Annotated in this window: 14 protein-coding genes; 11 read left to right on the top strand and 3 right to left on the bottom strand. The window is 47.1% G+C overall.

Annotated elements, in window-relative coordinates; genetic code table 11:
* The 5 genes from alr to AABI08_RS03865 all read left to right on the top strand — a co-directional run bounded on the left by alr (position 1) and on the right by AABI08_RS03865 (position 4,666).
* Positions 1–1,140 (top strand): alanine racemase, encoded by a 1,140-nt coding sequence (gene alr, locus AABI08_RS03885; RefSeq protein WP_338344334.1) that lies wholly within the window; start codon positions 1–3, stop codon positions 1,138–1,140.
* 66 nt (positions 1,141–1,206) lie between these two features.
* The gene (locus AABI08_RS03880; protein WP_047974654.1) at positions 1,207–1,572 is read left to right on the top strand and encodes a type II toxin-antitoxin system PemK/MazF family toxin; all 366 of its coding nucleotides are present in this window, start codon (positions 1,207–1,209) and stop codon (positions 1,570–1,572) included.
* Positions 1,573–1,770: 198 nt separating this feature from the next.
* Positions 1,771–2,469, top strand: a complete 699-nt coding sequence (locus tag AABI08_RS03875; RefSeq protein WP_047974655.1) for a response regulator transcription factor — start codon at positions 1,771–1,773, stop codon at positions 2,467–2,469.
* Positions 2,453–3,769 carry a sensor histidine kinase gene (locus AABI08_RS03870; protein WP_338343576.1) on the top strand — a complete coding sequence of 439 codons (1,317 nt, stop codon included), beginning with the start codon at positions 2,453–2,455 and terminating at the stop codon, positions 3,767–3,769. The genes AABI08_RS03875 and AABI08_RS03870 overlap by 17 nt, the downstream gene beginning before the upstream one ends.
* 39 nt (positions 3,770–3,808) lie before the next feature.
* Complete coding sequence (locus tag AABI08_RS03865) at positions 3,809–4,666, top strand: S1C family serine protease (protein ID WP_338343575.1); 858 nt, start codon at positions 3,809–3,811, stop codon at positions 4,664–4,666.
* Positions 4,667–4,808: 142 nt separating this feature from the next.
* On the opposite strand, the gene AABI08_RS03860 is transcribed toward AABI08_RS03865, so the two are convergent.
* Positions 4,809–5,138, bottom strand: coding sequence for a thioredoxin family protein (locus tag AABI08_RS03860; RefSeq protein WP_047974658.1), 330 nt, complete (start codon positions 5,136–5,138; stop codon positions 4,809–4,811).
* 108 nt (positions 5,139–5,246) lie between these two features.
* Here AABI08_RS03860 and AABI08_RS03855 point away from each other — a divergent pair, with 108 nt between their 5' ends.
* Together AABI08_RS03855 and AABI08_RS03850 are read left to right on the top strand one after the other, a co-directional pair.
* Positions 5,247–5,990 carry a methylenetetrahydrofolate reductase gene (locus AABI08_RS03855; protein WP_338344332.1) on the top strand — a complete coding sequence of 248 codons (744 nt, stop codon included), beginning with the start codon at positions 5,247–5,249 and terminating at the stop codon, positions 5,988–5,990.
* Positions 5,991–6,108: 118 nt separating this feature from the next.
* The gene (locus AABI08_RS03850; RefSeq protein WP_338343573.1) at positions 6,109–7,953 is read left to right on the top strand and encodes an APC family permease; all 1,845 of its coding nucleotides are present in this window, start codon (positions 6,109–6,111) and stop codon (positions 7,951–7,953) included.
* A gap of 79 nt (positions 7,954–8,032) precedes the next feature.
* Here the strand turns inward: AABI08_RS03850 and AABI08_RS03845 are convergent, their stop codons facing one another.
* Positions 8,033–8,764: a type 1 glutamine amidotransferase gene (locus AABI08_RS03845; RefSeq protein ID WP_338343572.1), complete on the bottom strand. Its 732-nt coding sequence runs from the start codon at positions 8,762–8,764 to the stop codon at positions 8,033–8,035.
* Positions 8,764–10,122: a MurT ligase domain-containing protein gene (locus AABI08_RS03840; RefSeq protein WP_338343571.1), complete on the bottom strand. Its 1,359-nt coding sequence runs from the start codon at positions 10,120–10,122 to the stop codon at positions 8,764–8,766. Before AABI08_RS03840 ends, AABI08_RS03845 begins: the two co-directional genes overlap by 1 nt.
* A 140-nt stretch (positions 10,123–10,262) precedes the next feature.
* Between AABI08_RS03840 and AABI08_RS03835 the strand changes: the two genes are divergently transcribed.
* Genes AABI08_RS03835 through AABI08_RS03820 form a run of 4 tightly spaced genes read left to right on the top strand, consistent with a single transcriptional unit; the run spans position 10,263 to position 13,884 of the window.
* A complete protein-coding gene (locus tag AABI08_RS03835; RefSeq protein ID WP_338343570.1) occupies positions 10,263–10,853 on the top strand; it encodes a thymidine kinase in 591 nt (196 codons plus the stop codon).
* Positions 10,854–10,862: 9 nt separating this feature from the next.
* Positions 10,863–11,942, top strand: a complete 1,080-nt coding sequence (gene prfA, locus AABI08_RS03830; RefSeq protein WP_338343569.1) for a peptide chain release factor 1 — start codon at positions 10,863–10,865, stop codon at positions 11,940–11,942.
* The gene (gene prmC / locus AABI08_RS03825) at positions 11,942–12,877 is read left to right on the top strand and encodes a peptide chain release factor N(5)-glutamine methyltransferase (RefSeq protein ID WP_338343568.1); all 936 of its coding nucleotides are present in this window, start codon (positions 11,942–11,944) and stop codon (positions 12,875–12,877) included. The genes prfA and prmC overlap by 1 nt, the downstream gene beginning before the upstream one ends.
* Positions 12,874–13,884: an L-threonylcarbamoyladenylate synthase gene (locus AABI08_RS03820; protein ID WP_338343567.1), complete on the top strand. Its 1,011-nt coding sequence runs from the start codon at positions 12,874–12,876 to the stop codon at positions 13,882–13,884. Before prmC ends, AABI08_RS03820 begins: the two co-directional genes overlap by 4 nt.
* Positions 13,885–13,922: the final 38 nt, after the last annotated feature.

The following is a 13,922-nucleotide window of genomic DNA, read 5'->3' as shown; positions in this document are numbered from 1 at the left end:
ATGAATGATGATCCATTTTCTAGGCGGGGAGCAGCACTCTTCGTTTCAGCATCAGCGCTGGTTCACAATGCCAAAACGATTATGGCCCACGCAAAAGCGAAGCGCTTAATCGCCGTAATTAAGGCCAATGCCTATGGCCATGGTGCCCAGTGGGCTGCGACAGTTTTGGCGAGTCAAGCGGACGTCCACGATTTTGCCGTGGCAACGGTCGATGAAGGGCTTTTAGTCCGCCAGGTCTTGCCGGAAAAAAGTGACCAGATTGTCCTCCTTGGTGTGCAAAACGTTGACTTGGCACCAGTGATGGCGGAAAACTATCTGGCACCGGCTGTTGGCAACCTGGATTGGTTATTGGCCGCCAGAGACCTGTTGCAGGCGAGCGAGAGCCCGCTACCACCTTTGCGGGTCCATCTGGCGATTGATACTGGCATGGGTCGAATGGGTGCCAAGACGAAGGCTGATTTGTCGTCGATGTATCAGTTTGTCATGGGCGAGGATGCCTTTGAGTTAGCCGGTGTTTTCACTCATTTTGCTACGGCAGACGATCAAAACCAGGCTTACTATGACCAGCAGAAGGCTGATTTCTTAGCACTGGTTAGAGCTTTGGATATCGATTCCAAGTACTGGCATGTTGCGAACTCTGGTTCGGCACTCTTCCATTTTGATGAAATTCCAACCGAAACGATTCGCGTCGGCTCAGCGCTTTATGGTTATAACCCGGCCTATCCAGCCAAGAAAACTGACCTGCCATTGCAACCAGTGGCGACCTTTAAGGCCAAAATTTGGGGTGTCCATCAGCTGTTGGCTGGTGAGGCAGTTTCCTATGGTGCAACCTATGTGGCACAGGAAGACCAATGGGTTGGCACGGTGCCGATTGGCTATGCCGACGGCTATCATCGGACACTGGCCGGCATGACCGTTTTGGTCAATGGCCGAAGAGAGAAAGTTTTAGGTCGGGTTACGATGGACCAAATTATTGTTTCATTGAGTAAGCCTGTTCCAATCAATACGGATGTGACTTTATTTGGTCAAGATGGCCAGGAAAAAATCAGTATCGAGGAACTAGCAGAATACGGTCAAAGCATTCCCCATGAAGTCTTAACTGGAATTGGGTCACGAATTCCACGCATTATTGAAGACTAACAGGCGTGACAAGCAGTACATTAAGTGGCAAAAAAGGGCATTAGCCCAATACATAAGAGGATAGACATGACAGCAGATTACGAAAACGTTCGCCGCGGCGATGTTTTTTATGCCGATTTAAAACAGGGAATCGGCTCCGAACAGTCCGGTTTGCGCCCGGTTTTAGTGGTGCAAAATGATATGGGCAACATGAACGCCCCAACTACGATTGTAGTGGCGATTACTTCTAAGATGGCCAAGCCCAAGTTGCCAACACATATTTCACTACCAGCGGCCATTAGTGGGATTAAACGAGATTCTATTATTTTAGCAGAGCAAATCAGAACCATTGATAAGCATCGCTTGCGTGACCGCATTGCTCACATTGACCAGCAAGATGGCTTGATGAAGGCGGTGGCAAAGGCCCTGAAAATTAGTATTGGCTTGGCCTAAAATTTTGAGCTGAAAGCCCACAAGTTGGCGCTAACCACCGTTAGCGATTGTTATCGCTGGGTTAGCCTGCTTAACGAGACATCGTCGTCGCCAAGCCACGGTAAAGGCCTTTTAATATGACCTTAATCTGTTGTTGTTAAAGTAACATTACTGATAAGACATTTTAACGGGCACTGACTGCCCCAAAGGAGAAGGACTATGGCCAAAGCAATTAAAATCTTGTTAATTGAAGATGATAAGAATCTGGCCGATAATATTGTCGGCTTTTTGGAAGACTTTGCCGATGTCACAGCGGTGACGGATGGCCAAGACGGTGAATATGAAGGAAAAGAAGTTCCTTACGATTTAATTATTTCTGATTTGATGTTGCCGGGTGAAAACGGCCTGGAAATCATCAAGAACCTGCGAGATGACAAGGTTGATACGCCTGTTCTGATTTTGACGGCGAAGGCATCGTTGGACGATAAAATTGAAGGCTTCAATGTTGGTGCCGATGACTATTTGACCAAGCCTTTCCACCGAGAAGAATTATTGGTTCGAGTGAAAGCGCTTTTGCGTCGAACCGGTGTTTATTCCGAAGATAACACGATTACGGTCGGCGAACTAACGATTAACTTAGAAAATCGTGGCGTTCAGGTGCACGGTCAGAGTGTTAAATTAGTCGGGAAGGAATTCGATATTTTGACCTATTTGGGTCAAAATAAGAATATCATCGTGACCCGTGACCAAATTTTTGATCGCGTTTGGGGAATCGATTCCGACACCACCATTAATGTAGTTAATATCTATTTAAATAATTTGCGCCGAAAACTTGAGGCAGTTGGCCAGGGCGGGCTAATTAAGACGCTCCGTAACATTGGTTTTATACTCGAGGTACCGGATGCCAAGACTGATTAATCGCAAACAACAAATTGATAATTTCTCAACGTTGGCCCTGGGTCTAATGGTCATTTTTGGCTTTTTGGCCGGGGTCATTTTTTGGGTTTATACCTTCACGATTTACGATAGCTCTGACAAGGTCATTAACCAGTATGTGGAGTACTATCAACGGAATAATTGGTTGGATGAAGGCGCCTCTGCTAAGCAAAAGATGCTGACGGCTGACTCCATGCGCCATATGCCAGAAGATTTTCGTGGAAACTTCTTGTACTATGATGACAAGGGGAAGGAAATTGAAAATCAGACAAATAATAATGGTTCTAAAAATGTTTTAACGAGGCGTTTTGGTCTGAAGTTTGATACCAGTGATTTGAACTTAGCACCCAGAACAGTTCACGTTAATAAGACTTACCTGCGAATTCAAGCCGTTAAATTCAAGCCGAATACGGTCTTAGTACCAGATGGCCAAGGCTTGAAATCAGCAACCTATGGTTACGTCTTTGTTGATGTCACCGACACCGTTTTGAATTTGAAAAAGTTCCAGGACGTGATGGTCTGGTCATTCGTTTCGGCCTTTATCTTTGCCTTGTTCTTTGCCTTCTTTATTGCACGACAGAGTATGAAGCCGATTTTAAAGGCTTGGGACCAGCAACAAGACTTCGTTAATAATGCTGCCCACGAGTTGCGGACGCCAATGTCGGTTATTCAAGGGAAGCTGGAAACGATGCTAACCAAGCCGGATAATACAATCCGTCAGCAGTCGGAAGCCATTATTCTGTCGTTATCCGAAGTCAGACGGTTGAATTCCTTGACCAATAATATGTTAACCTTGGCGAAAACTGGGTCAAACATGACCAAGATTGAAAAGGAAAAAACCGATGTTGGGCAGTTCTTGAAGCAAATTTTGTCACCCTACGTTGAAATGGGGGAAATCTCCGATAAAAAGGTGGTTATCCACAATGCCGTCCGTCAGGAAGTCGACATTGATCAAAAGCGAATTCACCAACTGCTGGTCTTGCTAATGGACAACGCCCTGAAGTACTCAGACGATGGTGCGATCGTGACGGTCTCTGCTGCGATTGAAAAGAAACGTTTAGCATTGTCAGTCGCCGATACCGGTCGTGGGATTTCTGCTGATGCGAAGAAGCATATTTTTGATCGTTTTTATCGTGAGGATAAAACAGGAAACCGAGAAACTGGTGGGACCGGGCTTGGCCTTTCCATTGCCGAATGGATAGTTGCTGCCCATAATGGTAAGATAACCGTAAGTGATAATGAACCAAAAGGAACCATTTTTAAAGTCACCTTACCGCTTTAAGTGTGGTGATGAGAAAGATGTGGAAAGGAAAGTTGCCGGATGATTCGTAAAAGAGTACACGCTTTTACTGCCATGATTGTGGCTGCCTTTGTAATTGGAGGATTGCTGGTGTGGTTTAGCTCCTCGCCGGGATCTTGGTATCAAAGTCAGTTGGCACAAGCCACTCATACTAATGCTGCTGGAACGGCTACGGTAGCAAAGACTGCCTATACGAGCAAGGATCAGGCGACTAATGCGTACAACCAGGTTAAAGACGCCGTCGTGACGGTGCAAAATCTACAAAAATCAGCTTCGCTGAGCGATGGTGCATCAGCCTTTGATGACCAAACAAAGGATAAGCAACAGACCGATTATGAAACAGCGGCCCAGGGATCTGGTGTTGTCGTCAAGATTGGAAAGGATACTGCCGACATCGTGACCAACAACCATGTGATTGAAGGTTCAGCAGCTATTCAAGTTGTTGATGCTAACGGTCAAAAAGCTGAGGCGACGGTTGTGAAAACGGATTCAGCCAAGGATTTGGCTTTGATTCGGGTGAAATCAACGGCCTTCAAGCAAGTTGCTAAACTAGCGGATAGTTCGTCTCTGAAGTCTGGTGAACAAGTGATGGCCCTTGGGTCGCCATTGGGAGCAGCCTACGCCTCAACAATGACAAAGGGCATTATTTCATCACCAAACCGGATGCTAGCAATTTCGCAAACCAATAACCAAAACGTTCAAGTCATTCAGACGGATGCGGCCATTAATCCTGGTAATTCGGGTGGAGCCTTGATTAATTTGGATGGGGAAGTGATTGGTATTAGTTCAGCCAAGATTTCGGCTGGTGCCGCAGATACCAATATTGAAGGAATGGGCTTTGCCATTCCGGCTAATACGGTGGCCGCCTTTATTAAATAAAAAGAAAAGAAGTTAAAACCTTTGATAGGCTTAACTTCTGGTAGAGAAAACTGCCCAACACCAGTTAGCTTTGAACAGTTAAAAATGATTTAAAAAGAAAACCAAGCCTTTTGGCTTGGTTTTTTGTTAGAATGAAGTTGACTTATTGAAGGGTTCCTTCATACCAGTCAGTTACTTGCTTTGGTGTTAGGCGTTCCCCGTGACCAATTTGGTCGACCTTCTTGCCATCAACGAAGAGGACAAAGGAAGGAATACCACGCAAACCATAGCTTGTGGCTAGGTCCAAGTTGTCATCGCGGTCGGCGTCAATCCAACCAGCTGTCTTAGAAACCTCATCCTTAATTCCTTGAACGAAAGGTTTGATGACCTTGCAGTCGCCACACCAGTCGGCAGATAAGAACATGAGCTGCCGACCGGGTTGGTCGATAAAGGTTTGAATTTCTTCGTTTGTGTGTTTTTCAGGTTGGTACATGGGATTGACCTCCGTTATTTTTCATCAATTATAGCATGAAAATCCGAATTTTGGAAATTGGCCTAGTTGTAATCGTGTTGTTATTTGAAAGCAAAATAAGGAAAACAAATGCACTCAGTAACTGATTTTTACCAAGACCACCAAGGACCGGTTATTTCACAGGAATTAACCATTAAAAACGGTTTAAAAGGCGCCTGCGACCGTAATCAGGCGCAGTATTATAGCCTGGCGAACCAAGGCAAGACAGACCATGATTGGCAGACGCTTTTGAAGACCGCAACGAAAATTCAGTTAACAACGAAAAAACCGGTAATGGTCCATGTTCGGGCCAAAGATGTGCAACCAGACCAAGTGGGGGCAGCTTTTCACCAACTGGAAGACCTGGAATTGAACAATTTTCTACTGGTAACTGGGGATAAACGAGCCGATGCTTCTGGGTTTTCATCAGCCCAAGACTTGCTTTTGGCCGTTCATCAAACAAATTTAGCAGAATTAAGTTTGGCGACAACTCTGGATGTCAACCAAGTCGCTAACCAAGGCGTTGCCTGGGTTGTCAACCAGGCCTTGGCTAAGGAAAGGGCTGGGGCACAAGTTTTGATTAGTCAGATTTTCTTTGACGTTGATAACTTTTTGGCTGTTCAGGAGGGTTTGAAAATGGCCGGATCAAACTTGATTTTAGTAGCCGGCGTCCTTCATTATCCCAGCCAAAATCAGCTCGACTGGGTTCAACGAGTATTACGCCTGACTGTTCCTGATGACTGGCGAAAAAATCCTGATTTGGCCAGCGCGCGTTTAATTGCTGATTTGACCGACGGCCAGGCTGCGGGCATTCACTATTTTGCTAATTTTTAAGCAATAGGAGTTGGATAGGACACAATTGGCCGAGTCGCCGAAAAAAAGACGGTGAGTGGCTATTTTTCTGCGTCATTCCAAGGTACAATGGTTTGATTACAATGATTTGGAGATCACCATGTTAAGAAACGTGAAGCGGTTTGTAATTGGCAAGCCGTTGAAAACATTAGAAGCGTCCGACCAAGCCTTATCAAAGTCCAAGGCCTTGGCCCTTTTATCATCTGACGCCCTTTCCTCCGTCGCTTACGGGACGGAGTCGATTACGGCCGTCTTACTGGCTGGTGGTGCAGTGGCCCTGTGGTTACAATTGCCGATTGCACTCTTAATTTTGCTACTTTTGGCAGCCATTGTTTTGTCTTACCGACAAATTATTCATGCCTATCCGAATGGCGGTGGCGCTTACACGGTCGCTAGTAAGAATTGGGGCCCAAAGGTTGGGCTAGTGGCCGGTGGCTCATTGCTAGTTGACTATATGTTAACGGTTGCGGTGTCGGCTTCGGCAGCGGCCGATGCGATGACGGCCGCTATTCCGGGTTTGCTACCCTTTGCCGTGCCGCTTTCGTTGGGGATTATCCTGATTTTAACGGGCCTAAACCTGCGTGGTTTACGTGAATCGGCTAATTTCTTGATGGTGCCGGTTTATTTCTTTATCGTCATTATGGCGGTGACGGTTGGCTATGGTCTTTTTCAGGCTGCAACCGGGGCGATTGCCTACCATGCTGCCGCAAAAATCGGCACTGATTTTTCGGCTTTATCGCTCATCTTCTTTTTGCGTGCCTTTTCATCTGGTTCGTCCTCATTGACAGGGGTCGAAGCCATCTCGAATGCAGTGCCAAACTTTAAGGCACCCAAGGAAAAGCACGCTGCTACCACTTTGACGATGATGGCCCTAATCTTGGCTAGCTTCTTTTTGGGCATCACCTTTTTGTCCTACTGGTATGGCATTGTGCCAAACAGTCACTCGACGGTTTTGTCGCAAATTGCTGCCATTACCTATGGCGGTCATGGTTTGGGCTTCTATCTAGTGCAGTTAGCGACGACGCTGATTTTAGCAGTGGCGGCCAATACCGGCTTTTCGGCCTTTCCTGTCCTGGCCGTGAACTTGGCCAAGGATAAGTATTTGCCACACCTCTTTATGGATCAGGGTGATCGACTTGGTTACTCAAATGGTATTTTGTCGTTGTCCTTTGGGGCCATGATTTTGACCGTGATTTTCCATAGATCGACCGATGCCTTGATTCCCTTGTATGCAGTTGGGGTTTTCGTGCCCTTTACGCTGTCTCAGTCGGGGATGATTATTCATTGGTGGCGGTTGAAGCCCAAGTTCTGGTGGGGGAAGGCGGCTATTAACTTCCTGGGTGCCTTTATGTCGGCCGCCTTGGTCATCGTGCTATTTGCGACTCGATTAGCGCATGTATGGCCATACTTGATTATTATGCCAGCGGTCTTGACCATCTTCTTTAAAATTAAGAAGCACTACGATGCCGTTTCCAAGCAATTGCGCTTACAGTACCTCGATCAAAAGGAACAAAAGCGCCAAGAATATGCGGGTTCAACGGCGATTGTCCTTGTCTCCAACTTAACGCAGGTCACGGCTGAGGCCATCGACTATGCGCAATCCGTTGCGACCAAGGTGGTGGCCATGCACGTTTCCTTTGATATTAATCCGGCTAAGGAAGAAAAGATTGCTAAGCAGTTTGCGGCTAATTTCCCAGACGTCCGTTATGTCGACGTCCATTCTTCTTACCGGTCGATTGTTAAGCCAGTGGTTGGTTTTGTGACCAAGGTTTCCCATCAATCTGAAAAGATTAACCATTCTGTCACGGTCATTATTCCACAGTTCGTGCCGAAGAAGCCTTGGCAAAATATTTTGCATAACCAGTCCTCGTTGCGACTACGGGCAGCCTTATCGGCCATGGATAATATCTCGATTTCAACCTATTATTACCATCTTTCAGAATAAAAATCAGTCAGTCATCCATCGCTATGATTGGTTCAAAAAAAGCCTCCAACATTTTTGGAGGCTTTTGTGTTACTGATTTTTAGAAAGTTTCGGCGGGGACTTGGTCTAACTTGGCTTGCCAGTTAACGTCTGGATACTTGCGAGACAGGGCTGTCGCCAAGACGCGCTTGGCCAGGTTACCATTACGGGTGAAGATTGGGCCGTGGAAGTAAGAACCGTAAACGTTGTGATAAATAACGCCTTCGGTCTTGTCCATCCCATTATTGCCTTGGCCGGTTGTAACGGTACCCAAGGCCTTTTCACCCTTACCCAAGAATGTCCGACCTTGGTGGTTTTCAAAGCCGTGGTATTCTTCGCCGGTTTCGTTATTTTTGATGACGATGTCACCGGTTAAACGACTACCCTTAAGGGTTTTCACCTGGTCGTCGGTCATATTGGTCGTGTAGTGGTCCATGACCCCGATACCATCAACTTTGGTGCCATCGGCCATTTCCATATAATGACCTAGAAGCTGGAAACCACCGCAGACAGCTAAGAGCGGTCCATCGTTTTCGATGTATTCTTTTAGGCCGTCGGCCTTTGATTTCAAATCGTTGGCCACAATGGTTTCTTCGTAGTCTTGGCCACCGCCAAAGAGGACAAAGTCGTAAGCTTTTGGATCAAAATTATCATCGAGAGAAACCAGACGGTCGTCCACGTCAACGCCGATTTGCTTAGCATAGTAACGTAGGGCAATGATGTTGCCGTAGTCACCGTAGGTATTCATTAAATCACCGTAGAGGTGGGCTAGTTCAAGTGTGTAGTCAGCCATTAATATTCCTCCTGAATGTAACCATGGTTTTTTAAGACGGCTCGAATTTGGAGCATGGCCGTGTAGGTAGCGGCCAAATAAACCTTTTTCGTGGGCGCTTGGTCGATTGCTTTTAAGATATCTTCCGTCTTTTGGTAGGTACCATCGAGGTCAAAGCCAGCCATCTTCAAGCGAACAGTGACGTCTTTGTAGCGCTCGCCACCGGTTGATAAGGAGGCTAATTTTGAGTCATGGAGGCGCTCAAATTCGGCGTCCCAAATCCAGGAAGTATCAATTCCATCCGCATAATTGGCATTGAGCAGGGCAATCAAAGTGAAGGGATCTTTTTCCGTTTCCATCATATCGATAACGGAGTTCGTCCCAACGGGATTTTTGATGAGCAGGATTGTGACGTCCTTGCCATCGACATCAAGTGATTCCTGGCGGCCGAAGACCTGCTTATCTTCTTCAAAGGCCTTCTTAATATCTTCAGGGCTGACATCAAAGGTCCGGCCGACAGCGTAGGCGGCCAGGGCATTATAAATGTTATAAAGGCCGCCAATGGCAATCTTGTAAGAGGTGCCATCGAGGTCAAAGGCAGAAGACTTTGGTGTTAACTCGTTTAATGCCGTTACCGCATAGTCCAGCTTAGGGCGCTTGAACCCGTCGGTTGTTGAGAAATAGCGGCCGAGGTTGGCGTAAGTAATGAAGTCATAGTGGAGGACGGAATTGTCCGTTGGGGAAAGGATGCCATCCGTGTTGGTTGGCGCCTTCAAGTCTTTAAAATCAGCTTCCTTGACGTTGTCAAAGCCATAGTAAATGCGCTGATTTGCGTAAGAACCGCGAGCAAAGATGGGCGAATCAGCGTTGGTAATCACCGTTGCGTTTGGTGCCTGGTTAATGCCGGCGATAATCTTATCGTAAGTGGAGTAGATTTCACCATAGCGGTCGAGTTGGTCGCGGAAAAGATTAGTGAGAACAAAGTATTTTGGTTCAATGGCCTTTGCCAGTGACAAGACGTTAGCCTCATCAACTTCCAAAACGGCAACCGGCTTTTTTCCATTGGGTGATGGCTTCACCTTTGTCGTTAGAAGCGTACCAACAATTCCCTGGACCATGTTGGAACCAGATGGGTTGGTCACCACAGTGTAACCGCCGGCCCGTAAGACCCGTGTAATCAAAGCGGTCGTCAACGTTTTGCCATTTGTTCCCGTGACAATGACCAGGTCGAATTCTTTTTCAATGGTCTGCAAAACTTCTGGATCAATCTTAACGGCTAGTTTGCCGGGCAAAGAAGTGCCACCGCGCTTTAAGATGTTGCGGAGCAAAAAATGACTACTTTTGGCCGTAAATTTGGCTAACTGACTTTTTACTGACATAAAAAAGTCCCCCTTTTTCTAAACTCTTATTTTACCATGCACCTTGCGAATTTTCCCTAAAATGGTCTAGGCAGTCGAGTTATGGGTAAAAAATTGCTATAATGGATTAATAGAATAGATGGAACGAGTGAGGCGAAAACGTGGCACAACTGTACTTTGAATATGGGGCGATGGGCTCTGGTAAGTCAATTGAAATTTTGAAAGTTGCTCATAATTATGAATCTCAAGACAAAGAGGTCTTGTTGCTAACGCCCTTAGTGGATGACCGCGATGGGATTGGCGTGATTGCCTCACGAATTGGGTTAAAGCGACCAGCGACGGTTGTGGCCGAGGATGAAAATCTCTATAAAATGATTAAGGCCCGCAAGAACGATAAATTAGCGGCTGTCTTGGTTGATGAGGCGCAATTTTTAACGGCTGCCCAGGTTGACCAATTGGCCTACGTAGTCGATGATTTAAACTTGCCTGTGATGGCCTTTGGCCTGAAACAAGATGCCTTTAACCACCTGTTTGAAGGGTCACGCCGCTTGTTGGAGATTGCCGACAAGCTCGAAGAAATGAAGACAATTTGCTCTTTTTGTGGTAAAAAGGCAACGACCCAACTGCGAATTGCCAATGGTCAACCGCAGTATTCTGGTAACCAGGTACAAATCGGTGGGGATGAGTCTTATTTGCCAACCTGCCGCAAGCATTGGTACCACCCAATTTTAGAAATGATTCCAAAGAATTAAGGAGACACGATGGATCCGATATTTTCACAATTACAAGCGGTCGTGGACCGTTACGATGAATTGAATCAAATGCTAGCTGACCCCGAAGTCATGAGTGATTCAAAGAATTATATGGCGCTCTCAAAAGAAGCCGGGGGAATTCGCGAAACGGTGGAGACCTTTAAACGTTACCAACAGGTTGTCAACGACTTGCTGGAAGCGGAAGAGCTTTTAGGGGATGCTGAAATGGGTGAGTTGGCCAAGGAAGACTTGGCGACACTCAAACCCGAAAAGGCCGAACTTGAGGAAAAACTGAAAGTTTTGATGCTGCCTACTGACCCTAACGATGATAAAAACATCATTATGGAAATTCGGGGTGCTGCTGGTGGGGACGAGTCGTCCTTGTTTGCAGCTGATTTGTTAGGCATGTACCGCCGTTACGCTGAAAATCAGGGTTGGTCATTACAAATCGTTGATGAAACGACAACTGAAGTCGGTGGCTACAAGGAAGTGGTCGTGATGATCGTTGGTAACAACGTTTATTCAAAGTTAAAGTTTGAATCGGGCGCCCACCGCGTGCAACGAGTGCCATCAACAGAAACGCAAGGCCGAATCCACACCTCAACCGCTACGGTCGGTGTGATGCCGGAGTTCGAAGAAGTCGATGCAGAAGGATTAATTGATCCAAAGGATGTTCGTGAGGATGTTTATCGGTCATCTGGTGCCGGTGGCCAGCACGTTAACAAGACGTCTTCGGCGATTCGTTTGACCCACGAACCAACGGGGATTACGGTTGCCATGCAAGACGAACGGTCCCAGCAACAAAACCGGGCACGGGCCTGGAAGATTTTGAACGCCCGTGTTTATGACCACTTTGCCCAGGAAAACGAAGCAGAGTATGCCGAACAGCGAAAAACTGCTGTTGGCTCTGGGGCGCGATCCGAACGAATTCGAACGTATAACTACCCACAAAACCGGGTGACAGACCACCGCATTGGCTTGACTTTGAATAAGTTGGACCGGATTATTGCCGGTGACTTAGATGAAATCATTGATGCTTTGGTCTTAGCCGAACAAACAGCTAAGCTGGCGGAGTTAAATCAGCAATAATGACACAAGAAAAAACTGACTGGCAACAGTCACAGCGTTCAAATCAGGCGAGCTCAGAAAAACCGGTTCAGATTTCACTTTTAGAAGCGCGCAAGTGGGCGCTGAAGGAACTGACGGCAGCCGGCCTGGATGCAGACGAGGCGAGTGATAACGTTGACTTTCTTTTAACGGGTGCTTTGAAAGTGAACTATGGCATGTTGCGGGCCAACTTGGCCCGGCAAATGCACCCCTGGCTGGCCAAGCGCTGGCCAACATGGATTGCCCAGCTATTAAAGGGTGTTCCCGCCCAGTATGTTCTCGGGCAAGCACCGTTTTATGGGCGAGAATTCTTAGTTGATGACCGGGTCTTGATTCCCCGTCCGGAAACGGAGCTATTGGTCGACTGGGTTTTGGCTGATTTGAAGGCCAAGGGTGAACAGGCACCAACCATTCTAGACGTTGGGACCGGGTCTGGTGCGATTATCTTGACGTTGGCTCAGGAACTACCAGATGCCCGCGGGATTGGTCTTGATATTTCGCTGGATGCTTTGGCGGTGGCCAAGAAGAACCGTCACCAATTCGAATTGGCGAGTCGCGTTGGCTTGATGCATTCCGACCTCTTTACAGCGGTGGCTAACCAGCGCTTTGATGTTATCGTTTCCAACCCGCCTTATATCCGGCCGGATGGACAGGAAGAAATGGATAAATCAGTGGTCGCCTTCGAACCTGATTTGGCCTTGTATGCCCCAAATGGTGGTAAGGCTCTTTATGAACGAATGGCGCATGGTTTAGAGAAACAACTCACGCCAGGCGGGGTCGCCTACTTTGAAATCGGCTATGACCAAGGAGAAGCGTTAACCAAGGTCTTCCAAGACCAATTACCAACAGCAACAGTGACATTGAAGCAGGATTTAGCCGGTCTTGACCGGATGATTCGGGTACAGTTAGAAAAATGAAAACGAAAGATCTACAAAATAATAGTATAGATATAGCAGAAGCAGCGGCATTGATTCAGGCTGGTGAGGTCGTTGCCTTTCCAACTGAAACGGTTTATGGGTTGGGTGCGGATGCCACCAATGATGAAGCTGTGCAAGCAGTCTTTACGGCAAAGGGCCGGCCAGCGGATAATCCTCTAATCATGACGGTTGGGGATGCGAGTCAATTGTCTGCTTACGTCGAGGTTTCTCACCAAGCCAGACAGTTGATGAACACTTTTTGGCCGGGCTCATTGACTATCATTTTACCGATTAAGGAAAATGCGGTTTCGATGCTAGTGACAGGTGGTTTGCAAACGGCGGCTGTTCGCATGCCGGATAACCAAGCAACGCGGGCAATGATTCGCCAGGCGGGGACGCCAATTGTTGGCCCATCTGCCAACCTTTCGGGTAAGCCATCACCAACGACGGCTGCTCATGTCCACCATGATATGGATGGGAAGATTGCTGCCGTTTTGGATGATGGCCCAACCCAAGTCGGTTTGGAATCAACGGTCATCGATTTGACGGCGGCCGAACCAACCATCCTACGGACTGGAGCCGTTAGTCAAAAGATGTTGACGGTGGTCTTGGGGAAGCAAGTCATTGATGGAACCAGTCAAAAGTCCTTAGCGGCCGATGAAACCCCAAAGGCTCCGGGAATGAAATACCGGCATTATGCACCGGATAAGCCCGTCATTGTCTTTGACCCATTGGACTTCAATGACCTGAAGGAAAGCCTGCAAGAAGGCGACGCCATTATGGCTTCAGAGGAGCTGTTGGCAGACTTGTCAAAAACCATTCCTTCGTGGTCTTTAGGGGCCGATTTGGCCAGTGCGAGTGAAAATCTCTTTGCTGGGTTACGCTACTTTGATGACCAAGGCGAAGTGAACAAAATTTATGCTCAAGCAATGCCAGACATTGATTTGGGTAAGGCATATAACAATCGTTTAGGCAAAGCCAGTGGTGGCCAGCGATTTACTCTGTAATAAAAGAGATTTACCTTGCTATTTTGTAAGCGCTTTGA

Source organism: Fructobacillus evanidus, from assembly GCF_963580165.1.
Classification (GTDB): domain Bacteria; phylum Bacillota; class Bacilli; order Lactobacillales; family Lactobacillaceae; genus Fructobacillus; species Fructobacillus evanidus.
This window is presented reverse-complemented; position numbering and strand designations above follow the sequence as displayed.